Origin of the sequence: Nocardia harenae NBRC 108248 (genome assembly GCF_001612885.1) — a bacterium.
Lineage (GTDB): Bacteria > Actinomycetota > Actinomycetes > Mycobacteriales > Mycobacteriaceae > Nocardia > Nocardia harenae.
Window position 1 is genome coordinate 143333 of record NZ_BDBH01000004.1, and the last position, 16515, is coordinate 159847.

At 71.2% G+C, this 16515-nt stretch carries 20 protein-coding genes; 4 read left to right on the forward strand and 16 right to left on the reverse strand.

Going from position 1 to position 16515, the window contains the following annotated elements; translation table 11 throughout:
- Nucleotides 1-19: 19 nt before the first annotated feature.
- Genes NH2_RS06755 through NH2_RS06765 form a run of 3 tightly spaced genes read right to left on the reverse strand, consistent with a single transcriptional unit; the run spans nt 20 to nt 3688 of the window.
- Complete coding sequence (locus tag NH2_RS06755; RefSeq protein WP_067649949.1) at nt 20-1708, reverse strand: nitric oxide reductase activation protein NorD; 1689 nt, start codon at nt 1706-1708, stop codon at nt 20-22.
- A complete protein-coding gene (locus NH2_RS06760; RefSeq protein ID WP_067649952.1) occupies nt 1705-2514 on the reverse strand; it encodes a CbbQ/NirQ/NorQ/GpvN family protein in 810 nt (269 codons plus the stop codon). Before NH2_RS06760 ends, NH2_RS06755 begins: the two co-directional genes overlap by 4 nt.
- A gap of 1 nt (nt 2515) precedes the next feature.
- Nucleotides 2516-3688 (reverse strand): spirocyclase AveC family protein, encoded by a 1173-nt coding sequence (locus tag NH2_RS06765; RefSeq protein ID WP_067649955.1) that lies wholly within the window; start codon nt 3686-3688, stop codon nt 2516-2518.
- A 97-nt stretch (nt 3689-3785) separates the two neighbouring features.
- Between NH2_RS06765 and NH2_RS06770 the strand changes: the two genes are divergently transcribed.
- Nucleotides 3786-4385, forward strand: a complete 600-nt coding sequence (locus tag NH2_RS06770; protein ID WP_067649958.1) for a TetR/AcrR family transcriptional regulator — start codon at nt 3786-3788, stop codon at nt 4383-4385.
- A gap of 3 nt (nt 4386-4388) precedes the next feature.
- On the opposite strand, the gene NH2_RS28595 is transcribed toward NH2_RS06770, so the two are convergent.
- From NH2_RS28595 to NH2_RS06815, 11 genes are read right to left on the reverse strand one after another with little or no spacing between them, the layout of a single operon-like run.
- Nucleotides 4389-4556 carry a hypothetical protein gene (locus NH2_RS28595; RefSeq protein ID WP_157103636.1) on the reverse strand — a complete coding sequence of 56 codons (168 nt, stop codon included), beginning with the start codon at nt 4554-4556 and terminating at the stop codon, nt 4389-4391.
- A gap of 10 nt (nt 4557-4566) precedes the next feature.
- Nucleotides 4567-6024: an aldehyde dehydrogenase gene (locus NH2_RS06775; RefSeq protein WP_084505284.1), complete on the reverse strand. Its 1458-nt coding sequence runs from the start codon at nt 6022-6024 to the stop codon at nt 4567-4569.
- A 1-nt stretch (nt 6025) separates the two neighbouring features.
- The gene (locus tag NH2_RS28600) at nt 6026-6187 is read right to left on the reverse strand and encodes a hypothetical protein (protein WP_157103637.1); all 162 of its coding nucleotides are present in this window, start codon (nt 6185-6187) and stop codon (nt 6026-6028) included.
- Between the two features lie 11 nt (nt 6188-6198).
- Nucleotides 6199-7440 (reverse strand): metal-dependent hydrolase family protein, encoded by a 1242-nt coding sequence (locus NH2_RS06780; RefSeq protein ID WP_067649961.1) that lies wholly within the window; start codon nt 7438-7440, stop codon nt 6199-6201.
- Nucleotides 7437-7769, reverse strand: coding sequence for a hypothetical protein (locus NH2_RS06785; protein WP_067649964.1), 333 nt, complete (start codon nt 7767-7769; stop codon nt 7437-7439). The genes NH2_RS06780 and NH2_RS06785 overlap by 4 nt, the downstream gene beginning before the upstream one ends.
- Nucleotides 7766-9028: an aromatic ring-hydroxylating oxygenase subunit alpha gene (locus tag NH2_RS06790; protein ID WP_067649968.1), complete on the reverse strand. Its 1263-nt coding sequence runs from the start codon at nt 9026-9028 to the stop codon at nt 7766-7768. The genes NH2_RS06785 and NH2_RS06790 overlap by 4 nt, the downstream gene beginning before the upstream one ends.
- Before the next feature lie 11 nt (nt 9029-9039).
- The gene (locus NH2_RS06795) at nt 9040-9882 is read right to left on the reverse strand and encodes a TauD/TfdA dioxygenase family protein (protein ID WP_067649971.1); all 843 of its coding nucleotides are present in this window, start codon (nt 9880-9882) and stop codon (nt 9040-9042) included.
- A gap of 12 nt (nt 9883-9894) precedes the next feature.
- Nucleotides 9895-10224, reverse strand: coding sequence for a hypothetical protein (locus tag NH2_RS06800; protein WP_067649974.1), 330 nt, complete (start codon nt 10222-10224; stop codon nt 9895-9897).
- A 1-nt stretch (nt 10225) separates the two neighbouring features.
- Nucleotides 10226-11491, reverse strand: coding sequence for an aromatic ring-hydroxylating oxygenase subunit alpha (locus NH2_RS06805; RefSeq protein WP_067649977.1), 1266 nt, complete (start codon nt 11489-11491; stop codon nt 10226-10228).
- A gap of 21 nt (nt 11492-11512) precedes the next feature.
- Nucleotides 11513-12262 (reverse strand): SDR family NAD(P)-dependent oxidoreductase, encoded by a 750-nt coding sequence (locus NH2_RS06810; RefSeq protein WP_067649980.1) that lies wholly within the window; start codon nt 12260-12262, stop codon nt 11513-11515.
- 9 nt (nt 12263-12271) lie between these two features.
- Nucleotides 12272-12562, reverse strand: coding sequence for a 2Fe-2S iron-sulfur cluster-binding protein (locus NH2_RS06815; protein ID WP_067649983.1), 291 nt, complete (start codon nt 12560-12562; stop codon nt 12272-12274).
- A gap of 106 nt (nt 12563-12668) precedes the next feature.
- On the opposite strand from NH2_RS06815, the gene NH2_RS06820 reads away from it, so the two are divergent.
- On the forward strand, nt 12669-13289 hold the full coding sequence (locus NH2_RS06820) for a TetR/AcrR family transcriptional regulator (protein WP_245650458.1): 621 nt from the start codon (nt 12669-12671) through the stop codon (nt 13287-13289).
- 4 nt (nt 13290-13293) lie between these two features.
- Complete coding sequence (locus NH2_RS06825; RefSeq protein WP_218021668.1) at nt 13294-13896, forward strand: carboxymuconolactone decarboxylase family protein; 603 nt, start codon at nt 13294-13296, stop codon at nt 13894-13896.
- A gap of 6 nt (nt 13897-13902) precedes the next feature.
- On the opposite strand, the gene NH2_RS06830 is transcribed toward NH2_RS06825, so the two are convergent.
- Nucleotides 13903-14292, reverse strand: coding sequence for a group I truncated hemoglobin (locus NH2_RS06830; RefSeq protein ID WP_067649992.1), 390 nt, complete (start codon nt 14290-14292; stop codon nt 13903-13905).
- Between the two features lie 89 nt (nt 14293-14381).
- On the opposite strand from NH2_RS06830, the gene NH2_RS06835 reads away from it, so the two are divergent.
- Complete coding sequence (locus NH2_RS06835) at nt 14382-16280, forward strand: AMP-dependent synthetase/ligase (protein ID WP_067649995.1); 1899 nt, start codon at nt 14382-14384, stop codon at nt 16278-16280.
- Here NH2_RS06835 and NH2_RS28605 read toward each other — a convergent pair whose 3' ends face one another.
- The gene (locus tag NH2_RS28605; protein WP_157103638.1) at nt 16281-16436 is read right to left on the reverse strand and encodes a hypothetical protein; all 156 of its coding nucleotides are present in this window, start codon (nt 16434-16436) and stop codon (nt 16281-16283) included.
- Nucleotides 16437-16515: the final 79 nt, after the last annotated feature.

A 16515-nucleotide genomic window follows, 5' to 3' on the forward strand; every position in this document is an offset into this window, starting at 1 on the left:
GCCTCCTGTCGTTGGCCGGTCAGCGGGAGACGGCGAGTTCGCGCAGCGCGGTGAGGAACAGTTCGTCCATGCGCGGGCTGAGCTCGCCCAGGGTGGTGGCACTGGCGTGCCCGGCCGAGCCGAATACCCGCGCGAGGGCGTCGTCGGTGGTCGTCGCGCCGATGGTCAGGCAGAGGCAGGCGACGCCGTCGGCGCGCAGCTCCGCCAGCGCCCTGTGCGCGTCGGCTTCGGCGTAGCGGCCCTCGTACCCCTCGTCGTAGGGGTGGCCGTCGGAGAGCACCACCAGCAGCCGGTTCTGCGTTCCGGCTCGGTTCTTCAGGATGTCGCCCGCCCCGCGGATGCCCGCACCGAGGCGGGTGTAGCTTTCGGGTCGGAGCTGGTTCAGCCTGGCCCGCCCGGCCGCGCCGAAGCGCTGGTCGAAGGTCTTGATGGCGGGCAGGTGCACGGCGTGGCGGCCCTGGGAGCGGAAGGCGTAGACGGCGACCCGGTCGCCGAGCTCCTCCAGCGTGTGCGCCATGGTGGCGGCCGCGCGGCGCTGGTGGTCGTGCACCGCGAGGCCGTCGGTGTCGGTGTCGGTGGCCGAGCCGGAGGCGTCGAGCAGGATCAGCACCCCGAGGTTGCGCTCCAGTTTGCGGCGTTCGAGGTAGATGTTCTCCGCGGGGGAGTGGCCGGAGCGCAGGTCGACGACGAGGTCGATCAGCGCCTCGATGTCGAGCTCGTCGCCATCGGGACGGCTGCGCAGCACCGTGGGGCCGAGTCCGATCCGGGAGAGGCGGCGGCGCAGGACGTCGTCGTCGGCGACGCCCGCGTCGGTGATATCGGCGGCGACGGTGAGCGGGAAGTCGAGCACCCGGCACCAGTCCGGTTTGTAGCGCCTGGCGTGCACGTCCCACTCCGGGTGCAGCGCGCCCCCGATCCCGAGCGCCGCGCCCGGCTTCCCGTCCTCGGTGAACTGGATCCTGGTGGGCAGCGGCTGCGCGCTGGCGCCCACCCGCTGCACCTTGCGCACCGCGCGGACCTGCATCTCCGCCCCGGCGGGGCCGTCGCCGGCCGAGCGGGAGTTGCCGAAGAGCTTGCGCAGCTGGTCGGAGAGGGCGCGGGAGTTGAAGAGCGGGTTCTCGAACAGCTTCAGGATCTTGCTGCCGCCGACCTGGTCGCCGCCGTCGTCGTCGTCCTCCTCGCCCTCGGGCATCTCGATCGGGTCGAACTCGAGGCGCAGCTCCTTGGCGGTGGCCTTCCCGCCCGCCCCCGGCTGCCGGGCCAGCAGCCGGGAGGGTTTGATGACTCCGAACCACGCGGGCGGGTCGGGCACCGGCGCTCGGCCGGTCGCCAGCGCGAGCGACTCCTCGGCCGTCGCGGTGCGCGGCGGCTCGTACGAGCCGGGCACGGCCGCCTCGGAGAGGACGGCGCCGAGTCCGGCCAGCACCCGGCTGCCCTCCAGCGCCAGGTAGCGGCGTGCCGCCGCGGGCCGTGCCCGCAGTGCGCGCACCAGGTGGTTGTCCAGGCTGCCCGCGCCGAGCAGAGCCGCCTGCAGCAGCATCTCCCGGCGTTGCGCGGCGGCGGAGCCGTCGGCCGAGACGTAGACGGCACTGCCGGTGGTGTGGGCGCTCTCGCCCGCCGGCGCCCGCGCGACATCGACCGCCCGGCCGGCGACGTAGCTCGCCAGCAGCCGGAGGTGGCCGACATCGCCGGCCCGCACGACGGTCATGACCGGGGCAGCACGGCGTCGGCGAGCTCGCCGAGCGCCCGCACCACGTCCGCGTCGTCGGAGAGCGTCCGCACCACCGCCGACTGCACGGCGGCGCGCAGCGGCAGCCCCTCGGCGACCAGCCCGCCGGCCAGGATCAGCAGCCGGGTGGAGGCCGCCTCGCGCAGCGGCGACCCGTCGATGCGGCGGATGGCCTGGCCGAGCCGCACCAGCGTGGCCGCCGTCTCCGCGTCGATCCCCGCCTCGTAGGCGACCACGTCGGTCTCGATCTCGGCGGGCGGGAAGTCCAGCTCGATGGCGACGAAGCGCTGTCGGGTCGACTCCTTGAGGCTCTTCAGGACGCTCTGGTAGCCGGGGTTGTAGGAGATCACCAGCTGGAAACCGGGGGCGGCCGGGACGCTGGTGCCGAGGCGGTCGATCGGGAGTTCGCGCCGGTGGTCGGCGAGCGGGTGGATGACAACGGTGGTGTCCTGCCTGGCCTCCACCACCTCGTCCAGGTAGAAGATCGCGCCCGAGCGCACCGCGCGGGTCAGCGGGCCGTCGACCCAGACCGTCTCCCCGCCCTGCAGCAGGAACCGGCCGACCAGATCGGCCGCGGTCATGTCCTCGTGCCCGGCGGCGGTGATCAGCTCGCGGCCGAACTCGTGCGCCATGGCCTCGACGAAGCGGGTCTTGCCGCAGCCGGTCGGGCCCTTGAGCAGGACCGGGGAGCCGCGGCGCGCGGCGGCACGGAAGACCTCGGTCTCGTCGCCGACCGAGCGGTAGAACGGGGCGCGGGTGATCCGCGGTTCGGTGGTCAGGGTCATGTCAGTTACCTCGCTCGTGGGGGACGATCTTCGGCAGCTCGACGCCGTCGGGGAGGACGAGCTTGCCGTCGGGGTCGATGTAGGCGGTGTCCCGGCCGGGGATGGGCAGCGCCGGGTCGGGGCAGAGCCTGCCGGTGCCGTCGCCGCAGACGCCCATGTCGAAGTAGGAGCGCTTCTGGATGTCCTCCGGCCACGGGTCGGCGTTCATCGCGAACCACTGCGCGGGCAGGTTGTAGCAGACGAAGAAGAAGATGCTGCACGCGGCGAAGATGGCGAGGAATCTGGTGCCCTGCTGCCGGACGAAGCCGCCGCCGGTGCGCTCCAGCCCGCGCTCGACGAAGGTGCGGCCGCGGTCGTCGGTGAAGTAGCGCAGCGCGCACAGCCCCGCCTGCACCCCGCCCCACATGAGCCCCTCGTAGATGGGCCACTGGTAGTAGGTGCCCGCGTTGATCGAGAGCGACTGGATGGCGCCGGGGTAGGTGAAGAGCCCCATCGGCATCAGGAACAGCCCCTCGATGACCAGGTCGAAGAAGAACGTCCAGACGATCAGGATCCCGATCAGCCCGTAGTTGTTGATGTTCGGCCACTTCTTCTTGGCCTGCCGCATCACGAAGCAGCCGAGGATGGTGCAGAGCAGCACGCCGTAGGAGTAGCCCGCCGCGTTCATCAGCAGCGGCTCGGCCATCATGGCGCCCGGCTCGGCGTAGGAGCGCCAGCCCGGGATCTCCGCGACCCAGGAGCCGCGGTTGAACATCCAGGTGTTGTAGGTGCTCCAGGTGTTGAAGTAGTTGAGCAGCGGGTCCTGGAAGAACAGCAGCCCGCAGGCCACGAGCAGCATGCCGTCCAGGGTGATCCGGCGCTCGCGCCGCCACGGGCGGACGATGAACCACCAGACGCCGACCGGCCAGCCGGCCAGGATGACGGTGGTCCAGGTGCCGAGGATGATCTTCATCCAGGTCGGCGGATCGCTCGGCCCGGTCGGTACCCGCTCGAAGTGCGGCCCGATCGCCCAGCTCGCCCAGATGTAGATCTGGAAGGCGAGGATCAGCCCGCCGATGATCGCCCAGATCACCACCGGTCTGGAGGCGGATGGTGTTTTCGATCCCAGATCCGCTGTCGCGCCGACTGATTCGGTGACAGTGGAGGGTTTCTTGTTCTCTGCCGGTGCGCTCATCGCAGACCCCTAATTCGGTGACTCAGCAGTTCTCAAGATACCAATGAGTATCTCAGGAGGGGAAGAGTTTCTCAGATTCGGTGGCATACTCGCTGCCATGGCGGAACGATGGACCAGGGAGCGGCGGCTGGAGCACACGCGCGGGCTCCTGCTGGAGGCCGCGCAGGAGGTCTTCGCCGAGAAGGGCTTCACGGCCGCGACCCTCGACGACATCGCCTACGCCGCCGGATACACGAAAGGCGCCATCTACAAGCACTTCTCGACCAAGGAGGAGCTCTTCCTCGCGGTCAACGACTGGTACTGGCAGCGCTACTTCGACACCTTCACCGAGGTGGTGTCGGCGGCCAAGGCCGGCGCGCACGAGCTGGACCGGATCGCGGAGCTCTGGCAGCGGCTCAGCGACGACCGCGGCGCCGAGCACGCCGCGCTCGGCATGGAGTTCACGCTGTACCTGCTGCGGAATCCGGAGGCGAGGCAGCGGGTGGCGGCCAGGCGGGAGCAGGTGGTCGAGGCGGTGGCCCGCTTCATCACCGAGGGGATGGCGCAGGTCGGCGCGACCCTGGCCATCCCGCCGCTGACCTTCGCGCGGATCCTGGTGCACACCACCGACGCGGTGGTGCTCGGCACCAAGCTCGACGACATCGATCTTCATCGGCCCGTCCTGGAGATGTACATGTCGGTGATCGAGCTGCCCTGAGCGTCAGCTCCGGGGCAGCCCGAGTACCCGCTGGGCGATGATGGTGCGCTGGATCTCCGAGGTGCCGCCCGCGCCGGGCTCGCTCATACCGAGTGCCGCGGTGATCTGCGCACGCAGGATCGGCACCGCCCACTCGCGCTTCTGCTCCTCGGGGTCGAACGACAACCGCACAGCGTCTCCTCTAGATTCCGGACACGGATTTGGTGGTGAGGTAGCCGGCCAGCCCCTCGCGGCCGAACTCGCGGCCGATCCCGCTGGCCTTGACCCCGCCGAAGGGGGCGACCGGATCCATGCTGTAAGCGGCATTGATCCCGACGGTGCCGCTGCGGATCCGGCGCGCCACCGCCAGCGCCCGCTGCGGGTCGGCCGACCAGACCGAGCCGGAGAGGCCGTACGCGGTGGCGTCGGCCAGCGCGACGGCGTCGTCGTCGCCGTCGTGCGTGAGCACGGTGATCACCGGGCCGAAGATCTCCTCGGTCGCGATCCGCATTCCGGGCTCGACCTCGGTGAACAGCGTGGGCCGGACGTACCAGCCGCGCTCGCAGCCGGGCGGCGCGCCCGTCCCGCCGACCACCGCCTTCGCGCCCTCGCGGAGCCCGACCTCGAGGTAGCCGTGCACGCGGTCGCGCTGCCCGGCCGAGACCAGCGGGCCGATGTCGGTGGCCTCGTCGGCCGGGTCGCCGACGCGCAGCTTCCAGACCATCTCGCTCAGCGCCTCGACGTGCTCGCGGTAGCGGTGGCGCGGCACCAGGATCCGGGTCTGCGCGACACAGGCCTGGCCGCCGTTCATCAGCGCGGCCACCTGGGCGCCGGTGGCGACCTGCTCGGGATCGGCGTCGTCGAGCACCACCGCGGCCGATTTGCCGCCCAGCTCCAGGCTCACCGTGCGCAGTGCGGGGGCGCAGGCCGCCGCCACCCTTCTGCCCGCCGCGGTGGAGCCGGTGAACGACACCTTGTCCACGCCGGGGTGTGCCACCAGGTGGGCGCCGAGTTCGCCGTCGCCGGGCAGGATGGAGACGACGCCGGGCGGAATCGGGCTGTCCGACAGCAGCTCCGCCATGAGGTAGGCGTCGAGCGGGGTCTCCGGTGACGGCTTGAGGACGACGCTGCACCCCGCGAGCAGCGCCGGGATCAGCTTGGCAACGGTGAGGAAGACCGGCATGTTCCACGGGACGATCGCGGCGACCACCCCGACCGGCTCGTGCGTGACCAGCACGTCGGCCCCGAGGTAGCCGGGGCGGGTCTGCTCCCACGGGAAGGTCGCCGCCACGTCGGCCAGCGCGCGCATCAGCACGCCGGGCAGTTTCGCGTGCGCGGAGCGGGCGAAGCGGGCAGGTGCGCCCATTTCGGCGGTGACCAGGCCGGCCAGCTCCGGTTCGCGGGCGGCGTAGCGATCGGCCAGGGTGCGGATCGCCGCGACCCGGTCGGCGACCGGGGTACGGCGCCACGGGCCGTGGTCGAAGGACTCGCGGGCGGCGAGCACAGCGGCGTCGACATCGGCGACGCCGGGCGCGGCGAGCCGGGCGATCACCGCCTCGGTGTGGGGGGAGACGACCTCGAGGACGCCGTCGCCGGTGGGCGGCTGCCAGCGCCCGCCGATGTACAGCCGATCGTGGGGCTGCGGTGGTGGCACGGCCATCTCAGGGCCGGTAGCAGGCGATGTCGCGGAGCAGCCGGACGGTCGGCGGCGGATCGGTCCGCAGCCCCACCGGCGGCGACGTGTTCTCGGACCGGTCGTGGTAGGCGGCGGCCTCGTCCGCGGACTCGGGGCTCGATTCGACGGAGAGGATTCCGGTCGGCATGGTGACTCCTGTCAGGCGGTGGTGTTCTTGTGCACCACGCCGCCCTTCATGACGAAGGCGACGTGCTGGGTGCGGGTGATGTCGATGGTGGGATCGCCCGGTACGGCGATGATGTCGGCGAGCAGCCCGGGTTCGAGCCTGCCGCGGTCGGTGACGCCGAGCAGTTCGGCGCTCACCACGGTGGCCGCGCGCAGTGCCTGCGCCGGGGTCATGCCGCGGTCGACCAGCGCCCACAGCTCCTTGGCGTTGTCGCCGTGCGGGACGGCGGGCGCGTCGGTGCCGCAGGCGATCTTCACCCCGGCCGCGATGGCCTTCCCCAGCATGCGGCGCGCCCGCGGGAAGACCTCCGCTGCCTTCTCCTGCAGTGCGGGCGGCGCTTTCGAGACGTCGAGCCCCTCCGAGAGGTAGCTGGTCGGCACCAGGTAGGTGCCGTGCTCGACCATCATGGCGATGGTGTCGTCGCCGGCCAGTGAGCCGTGTTCGATGCAGTCGACCCCGGCGCGGATGCAGGCGCGGATCCCGGCGTCGCCGTGCGCGTGCGCGGCCACGTGCAGCCCGGCCCGGTGCGCCTCGTCCACGATGGCGGCCAGCTCCTCGTCCGAGTACTGCTGGATGCCGGGCGCGGTGCTGTGCGACATCACCCCGCCCGAGGCGGAGACCTTGATCAGCTGCGCGCCGTACTTGATCTGGTAGCGCACCGCGTGCCGCACCTGGTCGACGCCGTTGGCGATCCCCTCCTCCACCGCCAGCGGCATGATGTGCGGGGCGAGGCGCTGGAACATGGTGGGGTCGAGGTGCCCGCCGGTGGGGGTGATGGCGTGGCCCGCGGAGTGGATGCGCGGGCCGGGGAACCAGCCCTGCTCGATGGCGCGGTGCAGGTCGACATCGAGCAGGTAGCCGCCGGTCTTCACCATCAGCCCGAGGTTGCGGACCGTGGTGAACCCGGCCTCCAGGGTGATCCGGGCATTCACGGTGGCGCGCAGCGTGCGGTAGACCGGGTCGTCCTGCACCCCGTGCATGGGCAGCGGTAGCCCGGTCGGGGTCTCCGGGCCGCCGATGAGCAGGTTGATCTCCATGTCCATCAACCCGGGCAGCAATGTGACGTCGCCGAGGTCGTGCAGCACCGCGCCGTCCGGGACGACGTCGGGGTCGATCGCCGCGATGTGCTCGCCCCGCACCACGAGCACGGCGGGCGAGTGCAGCTCCCCGGTGTCCACGTCCAGCCACCTGGCGGCGCGCAGGACCACCGTCACGAGCGCGGCTCCAGCACGCAGTGCAGCGCGGCCGCACCGGAATCCGGCACCCTCGGCTGGCTCCACACCTCGACCGGGAAGGAGACCATGATCATCGAGTGCAGCAGCCACAACAGCCTGCGGGCATCGTCGGGCAGATCGTCCAGGGTGAATCGGTCCAGGTAGGTCAGGGCGGCCTCGGCGCGCGGGGTGATCGCGTCGTAGAAGGCCTGCATCTCGGGCATCGAGCCGGCCATCCGGCGGTCGTAGCGCTCGGGTTCGGTGGCCAGGGACCAGGTCTCGGCCCACGGCTCCAGGTCGGCGAACTCGGCGGGCAGCAGCGCGCTCATCGGACCGCCTCGCTCCGGTACGCGCCCACCCACTCGCCCGCGACCTTGTGCAGGTGCCGCAGCAGGATCTCCTGGTCGTTCAGCGGGAAGCGCCGCACCGCGCGGGATTCCAAGGAGATCTGGGTGGCCTCCAGGGTGTTGGAGTCCTGCAGCGCGTACTCCTTGAAGGTCACCGCCGCCATCTCCAGCGCCAACCGCTCGCGCGGGGTCTTCGCCGGGACGAAGTACAGGTTGCCCTCGAAGATGTGCCGGTTGTAGGCGGTCGGCCAGTAGTGGTAGGTCAGGTACCAGCCTGCCGACCAGATCAGGATGGTGAAGTTCGGGAAGAGCTGGAACGAGTCCAGCCCCCACGGGTCGCACTTGGCCGGGTTCAGCCCGCTCGGCATCTCGCCGAGCTCCGGCTGCTGCCACGGGCCGAAGAGCCCGCTGCGGGTGATGTCCTCCATCGGCTTGCGCATGCTCGGGTCGAGCTCCCACGTCACCACACCGGAGGTGCTGACCAGCCGGTGCGGCCCCTCCAGCTGATAGTGCGGCGCCTCGAAACCGGCCGTCTGGGCGGCGGTGGCGTAGTTGTCCGGCGACTGGCTCGCGTGCAGTACCGGCGCGTGGTAGAACTCCTGGAACGCGTCCATGTAGAGCTTCCAGTTGGCGCCCACCTCGGCGCGGTAGGTGAAGCGGTCGGTCATCCGGTCGAAGGGGTAGCCCTCCAGATCGGTCACCATCGGGCCGAGGAATTCGCGCAGGGTCTGCGCCGGTTCGGCGGCGAGATTGACGAAGATGAACCCGGACCAGACCTCGCACCGCACCGGCGCCAGCCCGTAGGCGCCCTTGTCCAGGTCGAAGAACTCACCCTCCTGCTGGACGAAGTTCAGCCCGCCGTCCAGGCCGTAGCGCCAGCCGTGGTACTTGCAGGTGAACTGCCTGCAGGTGCCGGAGGTCTCCTCGCGCGGGAACTCGTTCCACACCAGCTTGTTGCCGCGGTGACGGCAGACATTGTGGAAGGCGCGGACCTGCTTCTCCCGGTCCCGCACGATGATCACCGAGCTGCGCGCGGCGGCGATCTCCCTGGTGTAGTAGCTGCCCACCTTCGGCAGCTGTTCCACCCGGCCGACATTGAGCCAGGCCCGCTCGAAGATGGCCTTGCGCTCCAGCTCGTAGAACTCGGGGGAGATGGAGTCCTCGTAGGACATGGGGTCGGTGCCGAGGTCCGGGTAGTGCTCGGTCCAGCTGCCCTCGGGGGGCTTGGGCCAACGCGGCATGGTCGTACTCCTCACTGAATGGGTTCGTCGCCGAGCACGGTGGTGCGCAGCATCTCGCGCGGCGATTCGGCGTCGTAGGGGGCGGCCCGGTGGATGACGCCGCGGTTGTCCCAGATCACCGTGTCGCCGACGGTCCACTCGTGGCGGTACACCTTCTCCGGCGCGGTGCTGCGGTCCAGCAGCCCGTCCAGCAGGGTCCGGCTCTGCTCGGCGTCCAGCCCGACCACCTCGCCCGCCGAGGCGCCGAGCACCAGCGAGCGCCGCCCGGAGCGGTGCGTCCAGATGATCGGGTGCTCGCGCACCGGCCGCCGTCGCCAGGCCGCGAGCTGCTCCGGGGCCGGGTCGGGGGTGAGCCGGCGCTGCGACGCCTCCAGCGAGTGCACCACCCGCAGCCCGGCCAGGTACCGCTGCTCGGCGGGGTCGAGATCGTCGTAGGCCGAGTAGGTGCTGGCGAATTCGGTCTCCCCGCCGGACTCCGCGACCGCCTTGGCCGAGAGCATGGTCGCCATCTGCGGGTAGGCGTCGTCCTCCGGCGTGCAGCCGTCGATGTGCCAGTCGAAGGTGGCCCGCAGGTAGCTCGCCGACGAGTTCTTCGCGGTGTCCAGGCTGACCCGGTAGATCCCCTCGACCGGGTGGTGGCCGGGGGAGGTGTCGATCGGGCCCAGCGTGCGGCAGAACTCGACCTGGGTCTCCGGGTCCAGGTGCAGGCCGCGGAAGACCAGCACCCCGTTGTCCTCCAGCGCCTGCCGGATCGCGGCGGGCACGCCCGGATCGCCGAGCAGTCGCTCCGGGGTGAGCCCGATGATCTCGGCGCCGACCTCGCGGCCCAGCTTCTCGACGGTGAGTGTCGTCATGGTGGTCTCCGTTCAGGGGGTCGGCTCGCCGACCCGGTCGAGATAGGCGTCGGCGCTGTCCACCGGGGCGGGCTGGGAGAAGATCTCCACCGCCATCGCCGCCTGGACCAGCGAGTACACGAGGTGCAGCAGGTTCAGCGCGTCGTCGGGCAGGTCGTCGAGCGGGAACTTGTCGCAGTAGACGATGGCGTCGTCCAGCCGCGGGAAGAAGGCGTCGTAGAAGTCGGTGAGCTCGGCCATCGAACTCGCCAGGCGCTTGTTCCAGCGCTCCGATTCGGTGGGCAGGCACCAGCTCGCGGCGAAGCGCTCGCACTCGGCGAAAGCGGCGGGCAGCATCGGCATGTCAGCGCACCCCTGCCCCGTGGAAGGCGCCGACCCAGTCCGCGACGGTCTTGTGGAAGTGCCGCACCAGGATCTCCTGGTCGTTCACCGGGTAGTCGGTGATCCCCGCGGTGCGGTACGCCTGCTCCAGCGCGGTCTGGGTGCCGGTGAGCATGCCGGCGTCCTGCAGCGCGAACTCCTTGAACACCACCGAGGAGACCTCGTGCTCGATCCGCTTGCGCACCGAGTCGGCGGGCTGATAGCAGAGCGTGCCCTCGAAGGTGTGCGTGTTGTGCGAGGTCGGCCAGTAGCGGTAGATCAGGTACCAGCCGCGGTAGAAGAGGATCTCGACGTTCGGGAAGATCTGGAAGTTGTCGATGCCCCACGGGTCGATGCGGCCCGGGTTGATGCCGGGCGGCAGCTCCCCGATGTCCGGCGATTCCCACGGCCCGACCAGGCCGCTGCGGGTGACCCGCTCGATCGGGTACATGAACTCCGGCGGCAGCGTCCAGCGGCGGGCGCCACCGGTGCTCACCATCCGGTGCGGGCCGTCCACTTGGTAATGCGCGCAGGTGAATCCGGTGTCCGGCCGGCGCACCGCGCCCGGCACCTGCTGCGAGTGCAGCCCGGGGACGTGGTAGTACTCCTGGAAGGCGTCGGCGAAGAGCTTCCAGTTGCTCGCGTTCTCCGCCTTGAACTCGTACTGCTCGGTCATCCGCTCGAACGGGTACTCCGCCAGCGCGCCGACCATGGGGCCGAGGAACTCGGTCAGCGTCTGCGGCGGCTCCGGCGCCAGGTTCACGAAGACGAAGCCCGCCCAGATCTCGCAGTGCACCGGGACCAGCCCGAACTCACCCCTGTCCAACCCGAAGAACTCCCCCTCCTGCTGCACGAAGTTCAAGCCGCCGTCCAGGCCGTAGCGCCAGCCGTGGTACTTGCAGGTGAACTGGCGGCAGGTGCCCGTGACCTCGTCGCGCGGGAACTCGTTCCACACCAGCTTGTTCCCGCGGTGGCGGCACACATTGTGGAAGGCGCGGATCTGCCGCTCACGGTCGCGCACCACCAGGATCGAGGTGCGCGCGATGGCGATCTCCTTGGTGAAGTAGCTGCCTGCCTTCGGCAGCTGCTCCACCCGGCCGATGGTGAGCCAGGCGCGTTCGAAGATCGCGGTGCGCTCGAGTTCGTAGAACTCCGGGGAGACCGAGTCCTCGAAGGACATCGGCCCGGTCCCCAGATCCGGGTAGTGCTCGGTCCAGCTGCCCGCCGCGGGCTTGGGCCAATCGGTCATCGCGGGTACTCCTTCGTCGGGTCAGATGACGGTGCCGCCGTTGACACCGACCACTTGGCCGGTGATGTAGCGGGCGTCGTCGGAGCAGAGGAACGCACAGGCGGCGGCGATATCGTCGCCGGTGCCGAGGAAGCCGACGGGGATCGCGCTCGCCATGGTGGCGCTGTCCGGCAGCTGCCCGGCGGCCTGCGAGGAGCGCGACATCGGGGTGTCGATACCGGACGGCGGAATGGTGTTCACCGTGATGCCGCGCGCGGCGTACTCGCGGGCGAGCCCCTTGGTCATGGCGATCACCGCGCCCTTAGAGGCGGTGTAGTGCACCATGCCCGGCGAGCCGCGCTGCGCGCTGGAGGAGGAGATCGTGACGATCCGGCCCCAGCGGCCGGCCAGCATGTCCGGCAGCACCGCCTGCACGCAGTGGAATGTCCCGGTGAGGTTCACCGCGAGCACCCGGTTCCAGGACTCGAGCGAGATCTCGGTGAACGGCTGGAAGGCGACCAGCCCGGCGCTGGTGACCAGGACGTCGATCGGGCCGTAGGTCGCGCGGGTCGCGGCCAGCGCGGCGTCGACGGCGGCGCGGTCGGTGACGTCGGCGGCGAAACCCGTTGCGGTGTCGCCCTTGTCGCGGATCTCGGCGGCGGCGCGCTCGGCGCCCGCGCCGTCCAGGTCCAGGATCGCCACCCGGTCGCCGCGGCCGGCCAGGCGCTGTGCGATGGCCAGCCCCATGCCGGAGGCGCCGCCGGTGACCACGGCGGTGTGGGATGAGGGCATCGGTGGCTCCTAGTCGTCGTAATCGACCCGCAGCAGCGGGGTCGCAGGCACGGCCTGGCAGGTGAGCACCCAGCCCTCGGCCACCTCGTCCGCGGTCAGCGCGTCGTTGACGCGCATGACCGCGCTGCCCTCCGTCACCCGCGCGATGCAGGTGGCGCAGTTGCCCATCTCGCAGGAGGAGGGCGGATTCAGCCCGAGGATGCGGGCGATCTGCAGCACCGTGTTGCCGTCCCGGTGCTCGCCGGTGGCGGTGCGGTTGCCGCAGCGGACCGTGACCCTGGCGGGGGTGTCGGGTGCCATGGCGTCCTCCGATCCTCGGGTAGTTTGATCACTCGGTTAAATTGATCGGGTGGTTAAAGTTATAGGGTGGGCTCGATCCCGATGTCAAGGGCCGATGGAGGTGGCGGTGAAGACCGAACGGGCGAGCAGGGCCGATGGTGCGGCCACCCGGGTCGCGCTGCTGGACGCGGCCGAGCAGATCATGCTCGACGAGGGCTACGCGGCGGTGAGTTCGCGGCGCCTCGCCGCGCGGGCGGGGGTGAACCCGGGGCTGGTGTACTACTACTACGACACCATGGACAACCTCTTCGTCGAGCTGTTCCGGCGCGGCGCCGAGCGCAGCTACCGGCACCAGCGCGAGGTGTTCGAGGACGCGCAGCCGCTGTGGGGGCTGTGGGAGGCCGTGCACGGGCAGTCGCAGACCGCGCTCACCATGGAGTTCATCTCGATGGCGGTGCACCGCAGGACGATCCGCGCCGAGATCGCGGAGTCCTCCCGGCGCTTCCGCGAGCTCCAGCTCGCGGAGGTGGGGCGGATCCTGGCCGGGTACCGCGATGTGCCGCCGCCGTGGACCGCGACCACGGTGGTCATGCTCATGTCCAGCGTCTCCCGGCTGCTGCGGATGGAGGAGTTCTTCGACATCGACACCGGGCACGCCGAGACGGTGGCGGTGATCGAGGAGTTCCTGCGCACGGTCGAGGGGGAGCGGGTGCGGCCTCCCGCGGAGCGGGATTCCCCGCTACGCTGAGCGGGTGCACAGCGAGCCGCGGCTGCCCCCGCTGCCGATCGAGAAGTGGGACGACGACGCCCGCGAACTCTTCCGCGGGCGGGTCGGCATGGCCGACCGCTACCTCTCCGGCGCCCCGGATGCCCCGCCGTTGCCGAATATCCTCGGCGTGCTCGGTCACCACCCCGAGCTCGGCGCCGCCTGGCTCGGCTACAACGGATTGCTGCTGGAGCGCGGCACCCTCGCCCCCCGCTCCCGCGAGCTGCTGATCCTGCGCGTGGCCTGGCGCACCGGCTGCCGCTACGAGTGGGAGCAGCACGCGCGAATCGCGCTGCGCCACGGCTTCTCCCCGGAGGAGGTCGCCGCGGTGAAGCACGGCCAGGACGCCGCGATCTGGCCGCGCCCTGAGCGCCTGCTGCTGCGCGCCGCCGACGAACTGCTGGCCGGGCACCGGGTCGGCGACGACACCTGGCGCGAGCTCGCCGCGCACCACGACGCCCCCGAGTTGCTGGAGCTGCTCTTCGTGGCCGGGTCGTACCTGTGCCTCGCCCTGGTCGCCAACAGCGCCGACCTGCGCTCCGACCCGGCGGCCGAGCCGCTTCCTGCCGGGCTCGGGTTCGACGACTGACGGGGCTCAGCCCGAGGCGATGTCGCCCGCGAGCGGCGCGACCGCCGCGATGATCTCCCCGGTCAGCTCGCGCGGCACCCCGGCGTCGGTGAGCGCGTCCGCGAGGTACCCCGTCACCAGCCCGAAGTGTTCCGGCGTGATACCGCGGCCCCGGTGCACCCGCTTCATCGGGGCGCCGGTGTAGGGCTCGGGGCCGCCGAGCGCGGCGGCGAAGAACTCGACCTGCCTGCCGCGCAGGCGGTTCAGGTTCACCCCGGTGAAGAAGCCGGCCAGCCGGTCGTCGGCGAGCACCCGGGTGCAGAAGTCGGCGACCACCGCCTCCAGGGCCTCGTAGCCGCCGATCCGGTCGAGGATCGGCCCGGAGATGTTGCTGGGGGATTCAGGTGAGATAGACATGGAAACTTGCTCCGATCACGAAGAACAGGTCGAAACCCGGGCACATAAGTTACCGTTGATTCTGCCTCGACGTCGAGAGTGGAGAATTGATGTACCCGAGCCGCTTCCCGTTCGTCAGCTTTCCGCACTGCTCGGGCAGGCACGTGTCGACGCTGCCGCAGGCCTTCCAGGCCACCGTCACCGTGCGCCCGGACGCGGTGGCGCTACGCGGACTCGACCCGGCGCGCAGCTACACCTGGGCGCAGTACCGCGACGCGGTGCGCGACATCGCGGCCGGGCTGGCCGCGCTGCGGGTGCGGCCGGGCGAGACCATCGCGCTGCTGCTCGCGAATCGCCCCGAGTTCCACCTGGTCGACACCGCCGCGCTGCACCTGGGCGCGGTGCCGTTCTCGCTCTACAACACCGCGGCGCCGGAGCAGATCGCCGAGGTCTGCGGCAATGCCGGCAACCGGGTGGTGATCACCGAGCGCGCGCTGCTGCCCCGGCTGACCCGGACCGGCCTGCACTTCGCCGCCGTCGTCTGCGTCGACGAGCCGGGCTCCGGCGCCATCTCGCTGGCGCGGCTCATCGAGAACGCCGACCCGGACTTCGATTTCGACGCGTGCTGGCAGCAGGTGCGCCCGGACGACCTCGCCACCCTCACCTACACCGCGGGCACCACCGGCTCACCCAAGGGCGTCGAGCTGACACACTCCAATATCCTGGCCCAGCTGGTGGCGCTCGGCGAGCACCTGCCCGCCGACTTCGACGACCGCATCGTCTCCTACCTGCCCGCCGCGCACATCGCCGACCGGATCACCGCGCACTACGCCGCCACGGCCCGCGGCATCCAGGTGATCTCGCTGGCCGACCCGGCCCGGATGGGCGAGGTGCTCACCGAGGTGCGGCCCACCGTGCTCTTCGGCGTGCCGCGGGTGTGGCAGAAGGCGCGGGCCGGGATCGAGGCCGCCATCGAGGCCGAGCCGCGCCGGGCCAAGCGCGCGGTGGCCGGGTGGGCGGTGCGCACCGGCAGCGCGCACGCGCGGGCCACGCTCGGCGGCGGGCGCCCCGGCCCGGTGCTGCGGCTGCGCTACCGGATCGCGGACCGGCTGGTGCTGCGGAAGATCCGCGCGGGGATCGGGCTCGACCGCATCCGCTTCGCGGCCTCGGGCGCGGCGCCCATCCCGCCGGAGGTGCTCGAGTACTTCCACGGCCTCGGGGTCGGGCTCACCGAGGTGTGGGGGCTCTCGGAGGCGGCCGGGGTCACCACCACGACCACCGCGGGCAACCCCGGGCTCGGCACCGTCGGCGAGCCGCTGCGCGGCGCCGAGGTGCGGCTGGCCGCCGACGGCGAGCTGCTGGTGCGCGGCCCCATGGTGATGCGCGGCTACCACCGCGACCCGGAGCGCACCCGCCGGGCCTTCTACCGCGGCGACTGGCTGCGCACCGGCGACCTCGGGGAGCGCGACGAAGCGGGCAACTACCGCATCGTCGGCCGCCGCAGCGACATGATCATCAACGACTCCGGCAAGAACATCGCGCCCGCCCGGATCGAGAACGCGGTGCGCGCGGCCTCGTTCCTGGTCGGGAATGTGGTGGTCTTCGGCGAGCAGCAGCCCTTCCTGACCGCGCTGATCACCCTGGACACCACCGCCATCGCCGCGGACGCGGCGAGCAACGGGGTGGTGGCCGCCGACGTCGCCGTTCTCGCCGGGCGCCCGGCCATCGGGCACCGCATCACCGAGGCGGTGCGCGAGGGCAATGCCAGGGTCTCGCGGCCGGAGCAGATCAAGCGCTTCGTGCTGCTCGACCACGTCTGGGAGCCGGGGAGCCCCGAGCTCACCCCGAAGCTCACCGTGCGCCGCGAGGTGATCGCCCGCCGCTACGCGGAGCTGCTGGAATCGCTCTACGCCGAGGCGCCGGACCGGCAGTTGGTGACCGAGGTGCCCGCCCCGGCGGAGCCGCGGCTGCGCCGCTCCGGCAGCCGGCGGCTGCCGCGCCCGGCGTGACTACGGCTCGGGGGTGTCGCGGGCGCGTGCCCAGCGCAGCCGGTGGCTCGCCGCCGGCTCCGGATCCGGTTGCGCGACTGCGGGTTCGGTGGCGTAGTCGCCGCAGGGGTCGACCCGGCCCACCAGAATCATCGGGATCTCCAGTGCTGTGCTCATTGCGTTCAGCACAACATATTTCACGCCGTCTCGGACGCGCTTCGCAGCAAATCCTCTGGTGACGCCGACTGGTCGGTCC